Genomic DNA, 16,983 nt, shown 5'->3' with positions numbered 1-16,983 from the left:
AAATCTGAGAACTCTTGCCCACGACATTGTATTAAGTCCCTGTCTGGCTCAAGCTGCCCGCAAGTTTGTGGCTGCAAGCGATGTTGGGCGATTGGGACGCGTTTCCGGCAGCTCGACCGATCGCCGCAAGGTATGCGATGGCGCCTCGCCAAACAGTGCGTGGTAGGCAACCGAAAAGCGGCCGAGTTCCCAAAAACCGTGGTCGGTGACAATCTGGGTGACGGTCCGCTTTGAATGGTCCGAGCTCAGGAGCGCGCGGTGTACGAGGTGCATTCGGCGCAGGGCGAGATAACGGATCGGCCCCATTCCTAAATGCTCTTCGCAGGAGGCGCGGAGCGTGCGCTCCGCGACGCCAGTCGCTGCGCAGATTTCCGCAAGATAAAGCGGCCGGTCGGGATTGGCCTCCAGGAATTCCTCAAATCGTGCGACGATGGCGTCGTGACGACGGCTACCGGTCCTCGACTCTACAGCGGCGCCTTCGGCAACGCACCTCACCATGACATAAGTGAGCTCATTCTCGAGTGCCCGCCCCACTTCCGGGATTTCGAGAACATCCGGCATGTCATGAGCGAGCAGCCCAATGCTCTTGTGCAGTTTCAGCAGTCGGAGCATCGCCGCAGAATGCGGGCGGACAATTCGATTCTGCGGCATTTCGACAAACTCGCGACCGAGTACTGCCTCGGCAGCAGCATCAAAGTCATCAGCCGCGAGAGAGATCGTGCCATAGTGGAGGTTTGCGCCAGATCGTTGATGTATGACGTCGGACCTGTTTACGACGAGATCGCTGGCCAAGACCTCCAGGCCGCAGTGCAGGAAGGCCGATTCATTGGGTTCGGTAAGAAAGCCAATTGATCTGCGGCCTGGACTGATCGCGAGGGTGTTAACCTGCGGAAGCGACACTTGATATCGTTGCACCAAAAGCCTGTTTATGCCGATCTGCGCAATTTCGGCATGAAAGCTTCCTTTCGCCGTCGGAAAAAGTTCTATGTCCGCGGACCAAATAACTGCCTTGCACTGTGACGGATCAGATAAATTAAAAACTTTACTCCACGCCATTTCTGTTCTCTCCCGAAAACAGAGCTACTAATCACTCGGGACAACTAAGCTTACAGCAAGGAGAACACTGGGAATCGGGAAGAGCGATTTCGGTCGCAAAAGAAGAGCGGGCAACGCCATCAAGTCGATTCGAGATCCGAGGCGGGCCGAGATCTCGGTTGTATTGTAGGACCAGTATTACCTGTGGGCAACTGCTCGAATACTTGGCACAAAATGCATATTGCTCTGCACGTCGATGATAGCCGTGTCGATGACAGCGCGGCATCGCAGCTGGTTCAGACGACGGCGGTCGCAATAACCTGTACGGCAAGTGCTTGTGCATTGGCGGCAGCACTCGTCGAGGATCTGCCGGACCTGCGTGAGTATCTCGCGCGCCGGGATATTTCGGCGGTCCAAGCGCAAGTGGATGCAGGTGAGACCGATCCTCGGCGAGGGGTGTGTTTACCTTCGGAGTCCGCTTCTACGGATGCACGAGTAATAGGCGTCTGCGCCAACAGCGTTCCCTTCGGCAGTGGCAGCGGGATTAGCAGAAGCCATGCCCACTTGGGCTCTTGCCGCCTCATTGGCCTGCCTGAAGCATTCGGCGCGTATGGCCCTAGTCCTATCCATCTGTTGTCCTGTTTGTGCCGATGATGAGATTGCAAGGAATGGAAGTATGGCGACTGCCAACAGTGTTCGCATGTTCAGCATATTTTTCCTCCTTGAAGACGTTGGATAGCAGCGTAGCGCGGGTCTCGATCCGATCGGGGCGGGCGTTACGACAATCCGAAAGGTGCTCGGCTCGCCCACGGTGCCAAGGCCGCCCGCAATAAAGGGAAGAACGGTAACAACTACATATTGACGTAGATCAATGGGGCGGACCGGGCGATGTGCCCTGCAACGCTAGCTGGAGCACCTGCTCGGCGCATTCCTGGCGGTGCAGCCGGATGGCAAGCTCATGGACTGCCATGGTCGCCATGTGCGGCAGGATGGCGAGATCGATGCCATGCGGCATCTTGCAGCGTGAGCACCTGATCTTGAGCCAGCGACAACCTCTCATTGATCGCCTGGTCGACCGCCTGCGCCTTCGTCGGCTCCTTCGCCGCAAGGTCTTGGCGGGTTTGCGAGGCACATCGGTCCATCAATCGATCGGCGACATCAAGGAAGAATGATTCTCCCGATGATTCTCTCGTGGGGATCATCTCGTGCCGTCGTAAACCTCTCCGCGCACGCGCTATCGAGTTCCCTTCTGATGAGTGCCTAAATTTCGGTCTGACGCTGAGGAAAAATAAGCTAATCATTTCAGTGTGTTATTCGATCACGCGCACTCACGGTGCCGTGATATTTGTGCAACATGCGTCCGAAAAGAAGCGAAGGCGCCTGCGGAGTCCTCTCTCTCTTGTTGCGCCTTAGGAGACCTTCGTTTCTTATGGAACAGCGACGGAGGGGGGCATCCCGAAGTCGTCCCGTTCTTGGTGGTTCGCTTAAGTCCCTCGCGTTTTCGCGGGAGTCCGAAAGCGCGAAGCGGCTTGACGGGTTTTGGGGGGACTAGGGAATCAGCTTCAGGGTGTTTACCCGGCGGATCCGCAGCTCTTCCTTATAGAGCAACTTGGAGGTTTAACATGAAGATGGTTAAGAGCCTTATCCTCGGCTCAGCGGCGGGTCTGCTCGCCATGGGCGGGGCACAGGCGGCCGATCTTCCCGTCAAGGCCAAAGCGGTCGAGTACGTGAGGATCTGTTCGCTTTACGGCGCCGGTTTCTGGTACATCCCTGGCACCGACACCTGCATGAAGATCGGTGGCTACCTGCGTGTCGACACCACGTTCAACGGCGGCATCTACAACGCGCCAGCCTGGAGCGGTGATGCGGGTCAAACCAACCGCTATCAAGACTACTTCTCCGCCCGCTCCCGTATGGCGCTGACGGTCGATACCCGCACAGCAACGGAATATGGCGTCGTCCGCACCTTCGGTCAGGCCGACTTCCAGTTCTCGACGCTCGGCAACAACACCTACAACCCGAACTCGATCAACCAGAGCCTGCCGGTCGCAAGCGCCAACCTGCTTGACACCCCCGGCGGCGGCTATGTCGCGGTCGAATTCGTGTTCATTCAGTTCGCGGGCTTCACCTTCGGTAAGTCGGCTTCGGCCTTCGCGACGCCATGGCATGGTTATCCGGGCAACAACTCGTCGTTCCTGCTCGGCGGTCATGACACCGTCACCGGCGTGAACAACATCCAGTACACTGCGCAGTTCGGCAACGGCATCTCGGGCACCATCGGCCTTGATGATCCGACCGTCTTCGACCGCACCGTCGTGGCCAACCTGACCGTGCCGCTCACGTCACAGGGCGCTGTCGCCAACGCCTATGCCGGTGTGCATGCGCCGGACGTCGTCGGTAACATCCGCATCGATCAGGCTTGGGGTCTGTTCCAGATTTCGGCTTCGGCACATGAAGTCAACGGCTCCTACAACGTCCTGAATACGGTCGGTGCTCCCGCCGGTGCAACCGGTCTGCCGGGTGCGGCGCCGACCAACCTGTCTGAACTCTCCGGTCACCCCGACACCAAGTGGGGTGGTGCGGTGATGGCTGCGTTGCAGATCAAGAACATCCCGACCGGCCCCGGCGACGACTTCAAGATCGATGCCACCTTTGCCAAAGGTAACACCAAACAGGTGATCTCGACGTCGGCGACATCGCCTAACCCCTTCACGATCTTCGGTGGCGCCAATAATTTCGGCTCCTTCGGAAGCATCGGCTTCGGGGCGGTGACTGACGGGGTGTGGGCACCGGCCGGCCTTGCAGGCCCGTTGTTTGGTGCTGATGGGAAAATCCATCTGACGACAGCATGGGGCGTCCGTGGTGCGTATAACCACAACTGGGATCCTTACTGGTCGAGCAGCTTGTTCGGCAGCTATTCGGCGGTCAGCTACGATAACACGGCAAAATTCTTCGTCTGCTCCACCTTCACTGCTGCCCGCCTCTCGGCGGTCAGTGCCGACTTCAGCTGTAACCCTGACTTCAATGTCTCGCAGCTCGGTACGATCACCCGCTGGACCCCGGTCAAGAACCTGACGTTCTCGGCCGAATTCATGTGGTTCCATCTCGACCAGAAGTTCACTGGCTCCGCTATCCTTACCCCATCGGCGCCGATGCCGACCGCTCGGTACGACTTCAGGGACCAGGATACGTACAGCTTGAACGTCCGCGTTCAGCGCAACTTCTGATCCACTCGTCAAAGGAATCTTAATCAAGGCCCCCGGCAAGCGATTGCCGGGGGTTTCTGTTTGCGCGACAAGGTTTGCTATGCGGTGCAGTGAGGACGCGGCCTCGGATAGACTGCGCTACGAAGATAGCGGGGCCTTTTCGTCCGCGGCCTTTTCAAGCTGATGGTTCAAACTGGCGAGCCTGTCGATCACCCTGTCGAGTTCAGGGCGTCCAAACTCAGCCAGAATGAACTCATGCAGCGCATCTTGTTCAGACGACAGCATCGCCAGATGCGCGTAGGCAGCTTCTGTCAAAGAGAGAGTTGCTAGCTGAGTGTTCGAGGAGGGGGACTCACGTTGAAGCAGACCCGCTCTCTCCAACAGTTTCAATTGCCTCACGACAAAAGATGTATTCACCTGCAGCGTCTTCGCAATGGCCTCGACGGATACACCCTCGCGTCCGTCTAACTCGGCCAAGGCAACAATAATGATCCACTGAGCATCGGTTATGCCGAGATGCCGCGCCCAGTAGTGGCGAATGGCCTCCAGACGACTGACCATTGCGGTGACTTCCGAAATGAACCTGCGGCTCGCTTCGTAGTTTCTCATGGAAACCTGCCGACGTGAAATCTCCGCGTGTAGAGATACTGATCTCGCGCTCAGGTTTTGTAAAGGAGATTCGGCTTGGCTGCTGCGGCCTTTGTCCTGATCTCTTGGCTGTCACCGCGCGCCGGACATTGTCCCTAGGATCGCAGTCGCCGCCAGCCTATGACGATGCCACTCGTCGATATGATCATTCCAATGAGCGACAGCAGCAACACCGCGATGTCCCATGCTGGGCGATGGCGCAGCAGCGGCGGAAAATCGAGACTGTGCAGCGCATTGAACAGCCAGCGATACGCCCGGCGGCTGTTGTCGACGCGGCCGAGAATATCGCCATTGCGCGGATCAATGTAGAACCAGCTCTCAGCCGCGTCGTCGAAGCCCACGCGCAACACCGGCAGAAGCCGCTCATTGTGATGCGAATACCAATAATCATCGAACTGCTGGAGGCGCAGGCGCGCGGTCACCGCGGCGTTTGGCAACAAGCTATTCGCCGCTGAGAAAATCTCGTCGTCGGAAAGCACCTTCGTGGCGCCGCTTGCCGGATCGGCAACAGTCTGATCGCCGTCGCGGTCGGTGAGCACCATCAGCGGATGGCCGCCGAGCCAGACAAAGCGAGCTTCGACCGCCCCGAGCGGAGGCATCGATTGGAAGGCTGCGACAATCCGCGGCGCATCATGCCCAGCATATCGGACCGCCATCTCCCGGCTCGGGCCTCGGCCTGCAAAATACTCGCCCGGATTAAGCGACAGCCAACCGCTGAATGTCCACGTCAGGACGAAGATGCCGCCGATCAATCCGGCGATGTGATGCCAGGCCATCCATCCCCGATAAGGCGTGACGTTGCCCCGGGCATAACGCTGGCGCAATCGCAGCCGTAGAATGCCGATCCAGAAACCGGTAACCGCCACCACGAGGCAGATTCCTGATATCCAGAGCACGACTTGCCGCCAAGTTGCGCCATCCTGGCGGAGGACCGTGGGATAGATCCAGTGTGGGATCGAGCCTAGCCAATTCCAGATCCGCTCACGTCGCGTGGTGTCGAGCGCCAGTTCACCGGTCTTCGCCGAGACATAGAGCTCGGTTCCGGCTTCATCTCCTAGCGACACCAGGAGGAGCGGCCGCAAGGGATCATAGCGCGCCGTGACACTCCATTGATCGCGTTCGATTGTGCCAATCAGTCTTGGATGCACGGCATTCGGATGATGGCGGGCGATCGCCAGCGCCTGCTCGGTCGTGATGTCCTCGATCGGATGACCGTCCGTTGCCGATATGGTCTTGCGTGCGCCGTTCCAGTCCAGCAGCCGATAGACGGGGATATCGTTCAGCATGACGAGGCGAAGATCGCGCGGATAGTTCGCAACACCGGCAATGGCCATGGCTCGATCGGGCGCCACGAGCACGCGGTCCCAAGCGATCGGTGGCAGCGCCGCCCAGCGCTCGCGATCGGTCAACTGCGGGAACGCCACGTACATCATGACGATGCCCGAGACGAACCACATCGCGAACAACAGGCAGGTCGCGATGCCGATCCAGCGATGGGTGATGTAAAGCCACCGCCGTCCTTTCCGGATCAACGCGCGGCGCATGATCAGAACTTCACGTTGACAGACACTTCTGCCGTTCGCGGCATGCCGAGCAGCCATTGCCCGGAAGGGGCGGACGTGGCGTAGACAGTGTCGAAGAGATTGTAGAGGCGAAGCGCCACCGTGGTTTGCCCGTCAGGCTTCCAGCGCAGTCCGCCGTTGACCACGGTGTAGGCGGGGCGAAGCTGGGTATTGGCGTTATCGGAGAATGTTTGCCCTACGATCTGCACGCCGCCGTAGACGGACCAGTTCGGCGCGAAGTCCCAGGTCAGCCACACGTTCGATACCTGCTGCGGCACATTCGTCGGAACGTTGCCGGCGTAGCTGACGAGTTTGCCGCCCACCACCTGGCTGAAGTTGTCGTACCGGGCCCGCAGCACCGCGAGATTGGCATCGACGCGCCAACCATCATTCAGTGCCAGGCCGATCGATGCTTCGATCCCGCGCGACGATTGCTGGCCGACTTGCAGCGCCAGGCCGGCGGGATTGTTGGGATCCGGGACCAGCAGGTTGTTCTTGACGATTTCGTAACCTGCCAGCGTCCATTCACCACGGCCGCCCCAGAATGATTGCTTGACCCCAACCTCGGTTTGCTTGCCCGTGGCAAGCTGGAAGGTTTTCTGCGTGGCCGACAGCGAGATGAGATTGGTGACGGGATCAACGGCTGTCGCATATTGTCCGTAAAAGGCGAGGTTCGAGACGGGCGTGTAGACCACGCCGGTTCGCCAGCTCGTACCCGACAGCGAGATATCGAAATTATTCGTTGGTGTCCTGTAATCGGTGCGGTCGACATCCGGCCGGTCGAACCTGATGCCGCTTACAACGGACAACTGATCGGTTAGCGACAGCCGGTCCTCGGCAAACAACGCATATTGATTGACGATCGCATTGTAGCCGGGCGTGGTTCGCGTCGTGGAGGTCGCAAAAGACCCCATGTCGCCGGCATAGGGACTAACCGAAGATGCGCCGCCATAGGGCGAATTGTTGGTGTGGGTAAAATCGATCCGGTTGACGTCGAAGCCCGCAACGAACTCGTTGGCGAAGCCCAGCAGATGACCACGAAACGTTGCGTCCATCCGGTTACCGACCTGAGCCTGGTCGTGGAAGATCTCGATGTAGCTGGTTCGGTCGATCAACCGTGTCGCAGGATTCCAACTATAGTTCTCGACATCACGCCAATGCCGACGGCTGGTCAGGTAGTAGAGTGTGTTCTGGACCTTGACTCCTTCCGTCACGTCCCACTCGGTCTTGAACTGGCTCCAGTTATCCTGATAGCGGATCGCGCTGTCGAGCACGTTGTAGTTCTTGAACCGCAACGTGTCGTCGATCCCGCCGTTGATCAGCGGTGTGCCGAAATAGCGCGAGGGGCTTCGATTGCTGTAGTCGTTCGAGAGTGTGAAAGCGAGGTTTTCGGCGGCCTGGACACGCACCGCGGCGGAGACCGCAACATTCGACGTCTGGTCGCGATCAACCCAGCCGTTCGACATGTTGCCGATGGCATTGACGCGATAGGATACGTTCGGATTGATCGGGCCGCCGCTATCCACCGCAATGCGTCGCGTCGTATTGGTGTCGAGCGATATCTCGGCATCGTTGTAGGGCGTCGTGACCGGTTTCTTGGGGATCACATTGATGATCCCACCAATTGCGCCTTCCCCGTACAGAACGGAGGCTGGCCCGCGCATGACCTCGATGCGATCCGCCGACCACGTATCGAACGGAAAGGTCACGGTTCCTGCGCCAACATAGAGGCGAGTGCCATCATACAGCGTCATCACCGAATTGCTTCCGGTGAAGCCGCGCGTGCTGAACGAGAGGCCGCCATTGCCGGGCGCCGGGCTCGCGGTAAAGCCCACTGCGTTCTGGGTGACCGCGTCCGTGACACTATGCTGGCCGCGTTCTGCGATGGTCTGCGACGTAATCGTTTCGACGCTGGCGGGCGTCTGCAGCGGAGTGAGGTTGAGGCGGCTGCCACTCGCGTTCTGCTTGTTCAGGTTTAGCGTCGGAGATGGCGTGTCGGACGTTGCGGTCGAGGGCGTGGTGCTTCGCGCCGCCGGGCTCCGGCTCGACTGAGATTGCGCAGGTCGCGCTGCGGAAGTTGAACGCTGATCATTGATACGCTTTGCCGCAGGCTTTTGCGGCTGGATAACGCTCACGGGAGGCAAGACATGGGACGTCGCAGGCTGCTGGGCGTTTGCCGAAGAAGATTCGAGCAGGAGAACCGGCAGGAAGTATCTGAAAGCGAGCCGGGCAGCATCACGCTGCCTTACGATAGTAACGATAGAGAGCACGAGCAGACCTCGGTATGACGTCAGTGGCACGTCACCGCAAACGAGGTCTCGCTCGAACGTGCCTATGGCACGCCGGTCGAAAACAATGTCTGTACTCCCCGACCGACATTTTTGCGTGTGACCACGGCTGACGGCAGGTCTCCTGGCTTGCGGGTCCCAACCCTTCGTCGCCTTCCCAGGACCGAGGCTCCCAGTGGCGCATGACGAAAGATTCGCCGCTCACAGTTGCGGGGGCAGCCGCGGCATAGAGGAGAAGTCCCCGCACCGCGTTCCCTTTTGATCCCCGTAAGGGGAACCGTCAGTCGTGATCTAGGAGGTTGTCTGAGCCGAAGTCAATCCTCTCATTGCAGGCTCTGGACGGAGCGGAGAAGCCACGTCGGGCCGGCCGGCCAAGCCGTCCTTGGTATCAAACATCTGCGAGTCCAGAGGGATCTTCCGCAAGCCGCTCTGCCCATCTCAGATCGTCCTTGTCTACAAGCTTCTCGTGCACGGCGAGGAACGCATTCGTCGCATCAGGGCCGCAATCGGCCAAAGCGGCCTCCAGGCGCGCGAACTGTCGGCGGAGCACTGTCTGAACAAGTTTGCGGCCTTTGGCCGTAGGGTAGAGTCGTTTCTGCCTTCGGTCCTCTTCGCCAATCTTCGCGATCAGCAGGCCGTCCTTGATGAGTTGCCGCATGGTCGGATTCAAATTCTGGTGCGATACACGCATCGCACGCAAGAGATCACTGACCGTCGCTCCCGGATTCATCGCGGTCAGAACCAACACACGATTGTGCAGGCGGGTGAGACCGTAGGGCTCCAGTGCGGCTTCGGCGTCCGCGGCAAGAATCACGTTGGCGAAGAAATGCAGCAAAAACGCCTTCAGAGTCTTTTTGCGAAGATCGGCTGGGACTTCTGACTGCGCCTTAGAGGCGTGAGAGGAATTCTGCTGCTTCACCAAACCGACCATCCCTGTGAATCCGCCACCTCCTTAACCGACAATCTAGGTCCCAGCCAGACGTCCCGCAACGACCAAATATCACAATAAACTTGTACTATATAAATTATTGGGGTATCTGTCGCCATCCGGTCGCAGGTTTCAGTGCCGCGACCGGCCCTAGGCAGGAGACAGTCGTTCTGTCGCCACTTGGGGGAGGAACGCACGACAGCTTCGAGCAAAAACAACAGAGCTGTTAGGATGGGAGGAAATTGTGAACTGGAAATTTTGGACGGCTTCGATTGCGGTTCTTGTTGCAGTGCTGGCGGCGCCGCCCGCAAATGCAGGGCCAAACGGCATCACCATAGGGGTGCTCAACGATCAGAGCGGACCCTACGCCGACGGCTCGGGAAAAGGTTCGGTCGTAGCAGCGCAGATGGCGATCGAAGATTTCGGCGGAAGCGTGCTCGGCAAACCGGTGAAATTGATCTCGGCCGATCACCTGCAAAAGGTCGACGTAGCGACATCCATTGCCCGCAAATGGCTCGACGTCGAGCAAGTCGACCTTATCCTCGACGTTCCGAACTCCGGAATCCTGCTCGCTATTCAGGACATCGTCAGAAACAAGTCCGGAATTCTGATCGCCGCCGGGGGCGGCACTTCAAAGTTCACCGCCGAGGCGTGCTCGCCGTACGGATTTATGTGGGTCTACGACAGCTACGCACTCGCCAACGCCATGGGCCGCGCAGTTACCGAGAGCGGGGGGAAGTCCTGGTTCTTCCTTCCGGTGGATTATGCCTGGGGCGAGGCGCTTTCAGCAGACCTGACGGCGGCGATCAAAGCCAGCGGCGGCACCGTGGTGGGATCCGTCAAGACGCCGCTGAATACGGCGGACTTCTCGTCCTTTCTATTGCAGGCGCAAGCTTCGAAGGCCGATGTGGTCGCCCTGTTGAACGCCGGTTCCGACACCATCAACTCTGTCAAACAGGCAAACGAGTTCGGAATCACACAAAGCCAGAGATTGGCGACCGGACTGTTCTACCTCACCGACGCTCACGCCGTGGGTCTGAAAGAGGCGCAAGGGCTGATCGTTTCCGACGGCTACTACTGGGATCGCACGCCGGAAACCCGCGCCTGGGCGGAACGTTTCCAAAAGCGTCAAGGCCGAATGCCGACCTCGGTCCAAATGGGTGTCTATTCGGCCGCGCTGCATTATCTCAAGAGCGTCGCAGCGGCAGGCAGTGACGATCGCGAGGCGATCGCAAACAAGATTCGCGAACTTCCGGTCAGGGATCCGATGGTGCCCGATGGGCGCGTTCGTGCCGATGGCATCATGTTGCATGACATTCTGCTGCTCCAGGTCAAGAAGCCGCAAGAATCGAAGGGAGAGTGGGATCTCTTCAAGATACTCTCGGCTACTCCCGGCGACAAGGCATTCCGTCCCCTGGACCAAAGCACCTGCCCCCTGGTCGCGAAACGCGGCTAGTCGAATGCGCAGCGCGCCAGCACGCAGTGGCACGCGAACAACCTTCATCATGAGGAGCGATCGTTTGACCAACAATGTGTATGTTCTCGGGGCTTATGCGACCCCGTTTGGGCGATGGCCGGACAAGTCCTTCAAACAGCTCACGCGAGACGCCTATTTCGGGGCGCTGTCGGACGCGAAGCTTGAGGAATACCCGCCCATCGAAGCCGCCTGGTTCGGCAATTGTCTCATGCATTACTGGGGACAAGCCTCTGCGCGCGGCAACGTGTGCTTCATTCCGCTCGTCCGCGAGGGCTGGTTTCCGGAACGGGCGCCGATCGTGAACGTGGAAGGCGGCTGTGCCACCGCCAGCCTGGCGTTAGCCGCAGCTTTTAAGGAGATTCGCGCCGGCGATGCCGATCTCACCCTCGCCCTTGGGGTTGAGAAACTCTACGATCCAGATAATCAGGCCGCCATGCTCGCGGAGTTCGAGCGCGGATTGGACAGTTTCGATCCGCAGGAGTGGGAGGAACATTACGCGCAGATCGGTCGCGAAGTGGGAAAGCCATTCCAGCGATCTCCTGACCGCACGGTAGCGATGGACACCTACGCGATGCAGGCCAGGCTGCATATGCAGCTCTACGGAACCACCGCCGAGCAGATCGCAATCGGTGCAGCAAAGAACCACTGCAACGGCGCGCTCAATCCAAATGCGCAATATCGCTTCGAAATGACTCCACAACAGGTCCTTGGCGACAGGATGGTCTCGGACCCGCTGACACGATCGATGTGTGCGCCGATCGGAGACGGTGCCGCTGCGGCTTTGCTTTGCTCGGAAACGTTCCTTCGCGCCCAGCCCGCGGAGGTGCAGCGCCGTGCCGTTCTGATCCGAGGGCTGGCCGTGACTGGCGGCAAGTATCGCCTCCCGGACGAACCAAGCCTTTCGCGAGCGGCGGCTGATCGCGCCTACGCGATGGCGGGCATCAAACCCAGCGACGTCGATGTTGCCGAGGTACATGATGCCACCTCCTTCTGCGAGATCTATCAGAGCGAGATGTTGCGCTTTTGCGACGTCGGCGAGGGAGGACAATTCGTAGCCAGCGGCGCAACGAAGATCGGCGGCGCGCTACCCATTAACACATCCGGCGGGTTGGTCTCCAAAGGTCATCCAATAGGCGCCACCGGCCTGTCCATGTGCTTCGAATTGGTGACCCAGTTGCGTGGCGAGGCGGGGGCCCGACAAGTCCCGAATGCACGTATTGCCCTCCAGGAGAACGGTGGCGGCGTGATCGGACTCGAAGAGGCGCTCGCCGCTGTCATCGTCTACGAGCGAGCATCCTAGTCGTGGCCCGGCAGATGGCGGAAAGGTAATCGATGGATCAACTTCACGCACCGTCCACGATGGGTGACATTCTCATCAGGGCGATCAGGCGCGGCGGCGATCGAACGGCGTTCATCTCCGATGGCAAGCGAACGACCTATCGTGACTTCGGAGCGCTGCTCTCGCGCATGTTGCAGGTCTTCGAACGGCACGGAGTCCGCCGCGGCGACGGTGTCGCCTGTCTGTCTCGCAATAGCATGGAAGCATTTCTGATCGGTGCGGCGTGTTATCTCTCGGGAGCGCGTCTGACTAACCTCCATCCGCTTGCTTCCGCGGAAGATCAGATTTTCATGCTCGAGGACAGCGGCGCAAAGGCCTTCTTCTTCGACCCCGCGACATTCGCCGACCGTGCACGTGCGATCGTCTCGCGGGTTCGCTGCGTCGAGGCGATGGCACTGGGGCCCAGCGAAACCGCGGTCGACGTGCTTGCCGAAGCCGGATCGTTTCCCGCGCGCGACTTGGTCTCGAATGCGAGGCCGAGCGATCTCTGCTGGCTGATCTATACCGGCGGTACGACGGGGCGGCCGAAAGGAGTGATGCACAGTCATCGCACGCACGTCGCCATGACGATGGCGGAATTGGCGGAGTGGGAGTGGCCGCGAGCGCCGGTCTTCCTCGCGACGACGCCCATCAGTCATGGCGCGGGTGGCTGCCTGTTGCCCGTCCTGGTCTTGAGCGGCACCGTCGTGATGGCCAACGGTTTCACGCCGGAAGGATTCTTCGAGGCCGTACGGTCGTATGGCGTTTCCGCCACCTTCCTCGTGCCGACCATGATTTACAAACTGCTGGACCACGCGGCGTCTCATGACGTCCGGGGCATCGGCCTCGAACTTGTGATCTACGGGGCCGCGCCGATGACACCCGTCCGCCTGCGCGAAGCGATCGAGCGTTTTGGCCCGATCTTCATGCAACTCTATGGGCAATCCGAGGCCCCCAATTCCGTGACGGTCTTGCGAAGAGATGATCATCTTTCCATCGACAATCGACGGCTGGCCTCATGCGGGGTCCCAATCGGCAATAGCCAGGTCGCGCTTTTAAACGAGGAGGGAGGGCAGGTCGGTGTAGGAGAGTTGGGTGAGATCTGTGTCCGCGGACCGTTAGTGATGGAGGGCTATTGGAATCGGCCGGAGGAGACTGCCCATGCCTTTCGCGACGGCTGGCTGCATACCGGCGATTTGGCGCGCTGCGACGATGACGGCTTCTTCTACATCGTCGGTCGATCGAAGGACATGATCATCACCGGTGGCTTCAACGTTTATCCTTCGGAGGTCGAGGACGTCCTTACCGCACACGAGGCCGTTTCCGCCGCAGCCATCATTGGGCTACCCGACCCCGTGTGGGGTGAAGCCGTTACCGCCGTCGTGGTCTTGCGCGAAAACATGACCGCATCGGAGGCCGACCTGATCGCCTGGGTCCGGCAGGCCAAAGGACCGGTCTGTGCGCCGAAGGCGATTCACTTTCGTCAGGACATTCCGCTGACGTCACTAGGCAAGCCGGACAAGAAGGCGCTGCGGGAAAGTCTACAGCCAACGCCGGCGCCCTGACGACCTAGAGCATTTCGGTTCTGATTGGATCAGAACCGAAGCTCTAGATTCTTGTTTTGACGCGTTTTCTTCACGCGAACCGGTGTCCACTTCGCTCGAAAACGCTCTGAATCGACTACATCCTTCCCGATCGATCCCGTCGATGCGGCGTCCGATCGCGTTCGGCTGTATCCCTCAGAGCGTGGGCATCAGGACGCCGCGCGCATCCACGTCGTGGCGGAGGATGTGCAGCTCTTCGGCCGTCGGCGGCTCGGTTTCGGGAATCGATGAAAGGTCGCCGAGGTCGAATCCGGTGGCGGCCTGCAGCTCCTGTCGGCTGACGCCGCGGTGGATCGAGCGGACCTTCATGCGCCCGGCCTCGCGGTCGAAGTCGAACAGACATTTGGGGGTGACGACCATGCAGGGGCCGCCCCAGTCGAGGCCGAGCTTCCTGCGTCCTTCGATCCCTCCCGGATAGCCGACGCCGGAGACGTAATCGACCTTCTCGACGAAGTTGCGCCGGTCATGGTGCGGCATCATCACATATTCGCGCCGGAACAGCGTCATATGCTCGGGCTGCAGGATCGGGCCGACGAGGCGAACCTTGGGCCGGTCGTGCGGACCGACGCAAACACTGTTGATGTTGCCGACGCGGTCCACCTGTACCGCACTGCTGAATCCGAAGCTCACGTCGCCGCGTTTGAGCACGAACTGGCCGGGATAGTCGACCATCTGGGACTCGCAGGGCAGGTCGCGCAGCATCGCGTTGTGCTCGGAGTCGGGCAGCCGGTCGATCTCGCTGAAGTCCGGATTATGATAGCAGCCAGCGAGCAGGATGGTCAGGTTCGGTGCGTGCATGCGCTTGGCGAGCTCCATGGCCGCAAGCGGGATGCCGGTCCCGAACAGGGCCGCCGCGGCCCCCGTGAGGAGACCGGTGAAGCCGACCTCGGCATCGGCAAAGCTGCGGGCCAGTGCGACGGCGAGCGTTTCGTTGAGGGTGGCGGGCGCGGTCATGCAAGGCTCCCGAGGTCGGCGAGGCGAGAAAGCTGGGCGGCGCCGAGCTTGTCCAGATAAGCGAAATGGTCCACCGGCCGGCGGACCCAATCATCAAGGTAGGCGGCGAAGGTGCCGTCGTTTGCAGAGGCCGCCACATAGGCATCGAGATGGGTATCATCGGCCAGATATCGCCCCAGCGTCGGCGTCGGATGCGATCCCCACGGCACCTCGACCACGGCGCTGATCCGATAGGAGGGCAGCTCGACGAAACGGGCGTGCCGCTTGATGAAGGATTTTGCGACGATCTTTTCCGCGGTGACGATGACATGCTCGCACGAGCGGGCCATCAGCACGTCGCCGCTCTGCGGCAGCAGCCGCCGCGCCGGCGTTACGATGTTGCCCTGCTCGTCGGCCGCGATAGCGTGGATCACCACCACATCGGGATTTGCCGCTGGGAAAGCGTGCAGCCTGCGGCCGGTGATGGGGCAGGGGAATTCCTTGATCTCGTCGTTGTAGGTGACGACATCGTTGCCGCCCAGAAACTTGGCCGGCCAGAAGTCGAAGCCATCCTGGTTGGCGCGGAAGCGGTCCCAGCAGGCCATCTCGGGATAGTCGACGACCTTGAGGCGCCCGCCTTCCACGGCGCGCCGATAATTGCGTGCCAGGCCGTGCTTCTCCAGCCCCACATAAGATGTTTCGACCTTCTTCAGGCAGCCGGCGCCTGCCAGCATGTCGACATCGAAGGAGTGGGCGGATCCGATGATCGTCAGGTCGCGCCGGCCCTGGCGGACCAGCTCGCGCACGAAGGCCATTGGTTTCTGATAGACGGCGAAGCCGCCGAGAGCGAGCCGGCAACCGTCGCCAACGCGTCCGGCGGCTTCCGGCAGGGTGATCAACTTCGAAGCAAGGGGAGCTTTGCTCATGCAAATCCGTCCGCACGTGTGCGCTGCCGGCGGAGCATGCTCCACCAGACGGCGAGGATGATGACGAGGCCCTGGGCGATCAGGAACACGATGGGGTCGATACCGGCGAGGACCATGCCATTGCGCAGCACGGCGACGAACATGACGCCGAGCACGGTGCCGACGAGGCGACCATATCCGCCGTTCAGGCTGGTTCCGCCGACGATGACCGCGGCGATCACGTCGAGTTCGATATGCTCGCCGACGGTGGCGCTGCCCGAGTTCAGCCGCGACACGAGCATGATGCCGCCGATCGCCGCGAGCACCTGGACAATGATGAACACGGCAATGCGGATGGCGCGCACGGGCACGCCGTAGCGCGAGGCCGTGATCGGGTTGCCGCCGACGGCATAGAGGTGCCGCCCGAAGCGCAGTTGCGAGAGCAGTAGCCAGCCAAGTCCGATCGTGCCGGCCATGAGAACGACCGGTGCAGGCAGGCCGAGAACGGAGCCATACCATAGACCGTCGAGCGCCTTCGGCATCGGCCCGATGGTGAGGCCGTCGCTAATGTAGAACGCGACGCCGCGCAGCGCCGACAGCAGCCCCAGCGTCGTGATGAAGGACGGGATCGCCCAGATCACGCGCAGCGCGCCGATGAAGGCGCCGATGAGGACCGCGATGCCGACTGCGAGCGCGCTTGCGGTGACGAGCGACCAGCCGAGCTTCACGACCAGGAGCGACATCACGGTTCCGGCAAGGCCAACGGTTGCTCCCACTGATAGGTCGATCTCACCTGCGATGATCACCATCGTCATCCCGACCGCGATCATCGCGACGACCGAAGTCTGCGTGAGGAGCGTTGCGAAGTTGGCGACAGTCAGGAAATTCGAAGCCGTCGCCGAGAAGTAGATGATGAGTGCCGCCAACGCGATGCCGACGCCGATCTCGGCGCGCCAGGAGGCCAGGGCCGCCTTTAGTCGCGCCGGACTGATGCCTTCGCGAGGTTGGGCGAGCGTGCTGTTCATGGACATGGGTTCTCGCAGGAAGATTGTGGGGGGCTTCTAAGGAGCTCCGTGCCT

General features: G+C 60.4%; 13 protein-coding genes and 1 riboswitch. Of the genes, 4 read left to right on the top strand and 9 right to left on the bottom strand.

Going from position 1 to position 16,983, the window contains the following annotated elements:
- Positions 1–48 precede the first annotated feature (48 nt).
- Both AC5ZG5_RS20845 and AC5ZG5_RS20840 read right to left on the bottom strand, forming a co-directional pair.
- Positions 49–1,056 carry an AraC family transcriptional regulator gene (locus AC5ZG5_RS20845; RefSeq protein ID WP_456643753.1) on the bottom strand — a complete coding sequence of 336 codons (1,008 nt, stop codon included), beginning with the start codon at positions 1,054–1,056 and terminating at the stop codon, positions 49–51.
- A gap of 847 nt (positions 1,057–1,903) precedes the next feature.
- A complete protein-coding gene (locus tag AC5ZG5_RS20840; RefSeq protein WP_165435048.1) occupies positions 1,904–2,050 on the bottom strand; it encodes a hypothetical protein in 147 nt (48 codons plus the stop codon).
- 607 nt (positions 2,051–2,657) lie between these two features.
- Here AC5ZG5_RS20840 and AC5ZG5_RS20835 point away from each other — a divergent pair.
- Positions 2,658–4,262 (top strand): porin, encoded by a 1,605-nt coding sequence (locus AC5ZG5_RS20835; RefSeq protein WP_130223242.1) that lies wholly within the window; start codon positions 2,658–2,660, stop codon positions 4,260–4,262.
- Positions 4,263–4,379: 117 nt separating this feature from the next.
- On the opposite strand, the gene AC5ZG5_RS20830 is transcribed toward AC5ZG5_RS20835, so the two are convergent.
- From AC5ZG5_RS20830 to AC5ZG5_RS20815, 4 genes are all read right to left on the bottom strand, one after another.
- Positions 4,380–4,850, bottom strand: a complete 471-nt coding sequence (locus tag AC5ZG5_RS20830; RefSeq protein ID WP_130223240.1) for a MarR family winged helix-turn-helix transcriptional regulator — start codon at positions 4,848–4,850, stop codon at positions 4,380–4,382.
- A 134-nt stretch (positions 4,851–4,984) separates the two neighbouring features.
- Positions 4,985–6,433, bottom strand: a complete 1,449-nt coding sequence (locus AC5ZG5_RS20825; RefSeq protein ID WP_456643754.1) for a PepSY domain-containing protein — start codon at positions 6,431–6,433, stop codon at positions 4,985–4,987.
- A gap of 2 nt (positions 6,434–6,435) precedes the next feature.
- Positions 6,436–8,586, bottom strand: coding sequence for a TonB-dependent receptor (locus AC5ZG5_RS20820; RefSeq protein ID WP_456643755.1), 2,151 nt, complete (start codon positions 8,584–8,586; stop codon positions 6,436–6,438).
- A gap of 250 nt (positions 8,587–8,836) precedes the next feature.
- A riboswitch (cobalamin riboswitch) is annotated at positions 8,837–9,036 on the bottom strand.
- A 91-nt stretch (positions 9,037–9,127) separates the two neighbouring features.
- Positions 9,128–9,670 carry a MarR family transcriptional regulator gene (locus AC5ZG5_RS20815; RefSeq protein WP_456643756.1) on the bottom strand — a complete coding sequence of 181 codons (543 nt, stop codon included), beginning with the start codon at positions 9,668–9,670 and terminating at the stop codon, positions 9,128–9,130.
- Between the two features lie 286 nt (positions 9,671–9,956).
- Here AC5ZG5_RS20815 and AC5ZG5_RS20810 point away from each other — a divergent pair, with 286 nt between their 5' ends.
- The 3 genes from AC5ZG5_RS20810 to AC5ZG5_RS20800 are packed head-to-tail and all read left to right on the top strand — an operon-like array spanning position 9,957 to position 14,027.
- On the top strand, positions 9,957–11,123 hold the full coding sequence (locus tag AC5ZG5_RS20810) for an ABC transporter substrate-binding protein (RefSeq protein ID WP_456643757.1): 1,167 nt from the start codon (positions 9,957–9,959) through the stop codon (positions 11,121–11,123).
- Positions 11,124–11,127: 4 nt separating this feature from the next.
- Positions 11,128–12,444 carry a thiolase family protein gene (locus tag AC5ZG5_RS20805; protein WP_456643758.1) on the top strand — a complete coding sequence of 439 codons (1,317 nt, stop codon included), beginning with the start codon at positions 11,128–11,130 and terminating at the stop codon, positions 12,442–12,444.
- A gap of 32 nt (positions 12,445–12,476) precedes the next feature.
- Positions 12,477–14,027 carry an AMP-binding protein gene (locus tag AC5ZG5_RS20800; RefSeq protein WP_456643759.1) on the top strand — a complete coding sequence of 517 codons (1,551 nt, stop codon included), beginning with the start codon at positions 12,477–12,479 and terminating at the stop codon, positions 14,025–14,027.
- Between the two features lie 174 nt (positions 14,028–14,201).
- Here the strand turns inward: AC5ZG5_RS20800 and AC5ZG5_RS20795 are convergent, their stop codons facing one another.
- Genes AC5ZG5_RS20795 through AC5ZG5_RS20785 form a run of 3 tightly spaced genes read right to left on the bottom strand, consistent with a single transcriptional unit; the run spans position 14,202 to position 16,935 of the window.
- Positions 14,202–15,020: a hypothetical protein gene (locus AC5ZG5_RS20795; RefSeq protein WP_456643760.1), complete on the bottom strand. Its 819-nt coding sequence runs from the start codon at positions 15,018–15,020 to the stop codon at positions 14,202–14,204.
- Positions 15,017–15,925, bottom strand: a complete 909-nt coding sequence (locus AC5ZG5_RS20790) for a CoA transferase subunit A (RefSeq protein ID WP_456643761.1) — start codon at positions 15,923–15,925, stop codon at positions 15,017–15,019. The genes AC5ZG5_RS20795 and AC5ZG5_RS20790 overlap by 4 nt, the downstream gene beginning before the upstream one ends.
- Positions 15,922–16,935: an ABC transporter permease gene (locus tag AC5ZG5_RS20785; RefSeq protein WP_496165463.1), complete on the bottom strand. Its 1,014-nt coding sequence runs from the start codon at positions 16,933–16,935 to the stop codon at positions 15,922–15,924. Before AC5ZG5_RS20785 ends, AC5ZG5_RS20790 begins: the two co-directional genes overlap by 4 nt.
- Between the last annotated feature and the right edge of the window lie 48 nt (positions 16,936–16,983).

Source organism: Bradyrhizobium sp. Ses1, assembly GCF_059512365.1.
Note: the sequence above shows the minus strand (reverse complement) of the source record. Positions and strands in the feature narration are given on the sequence as shown.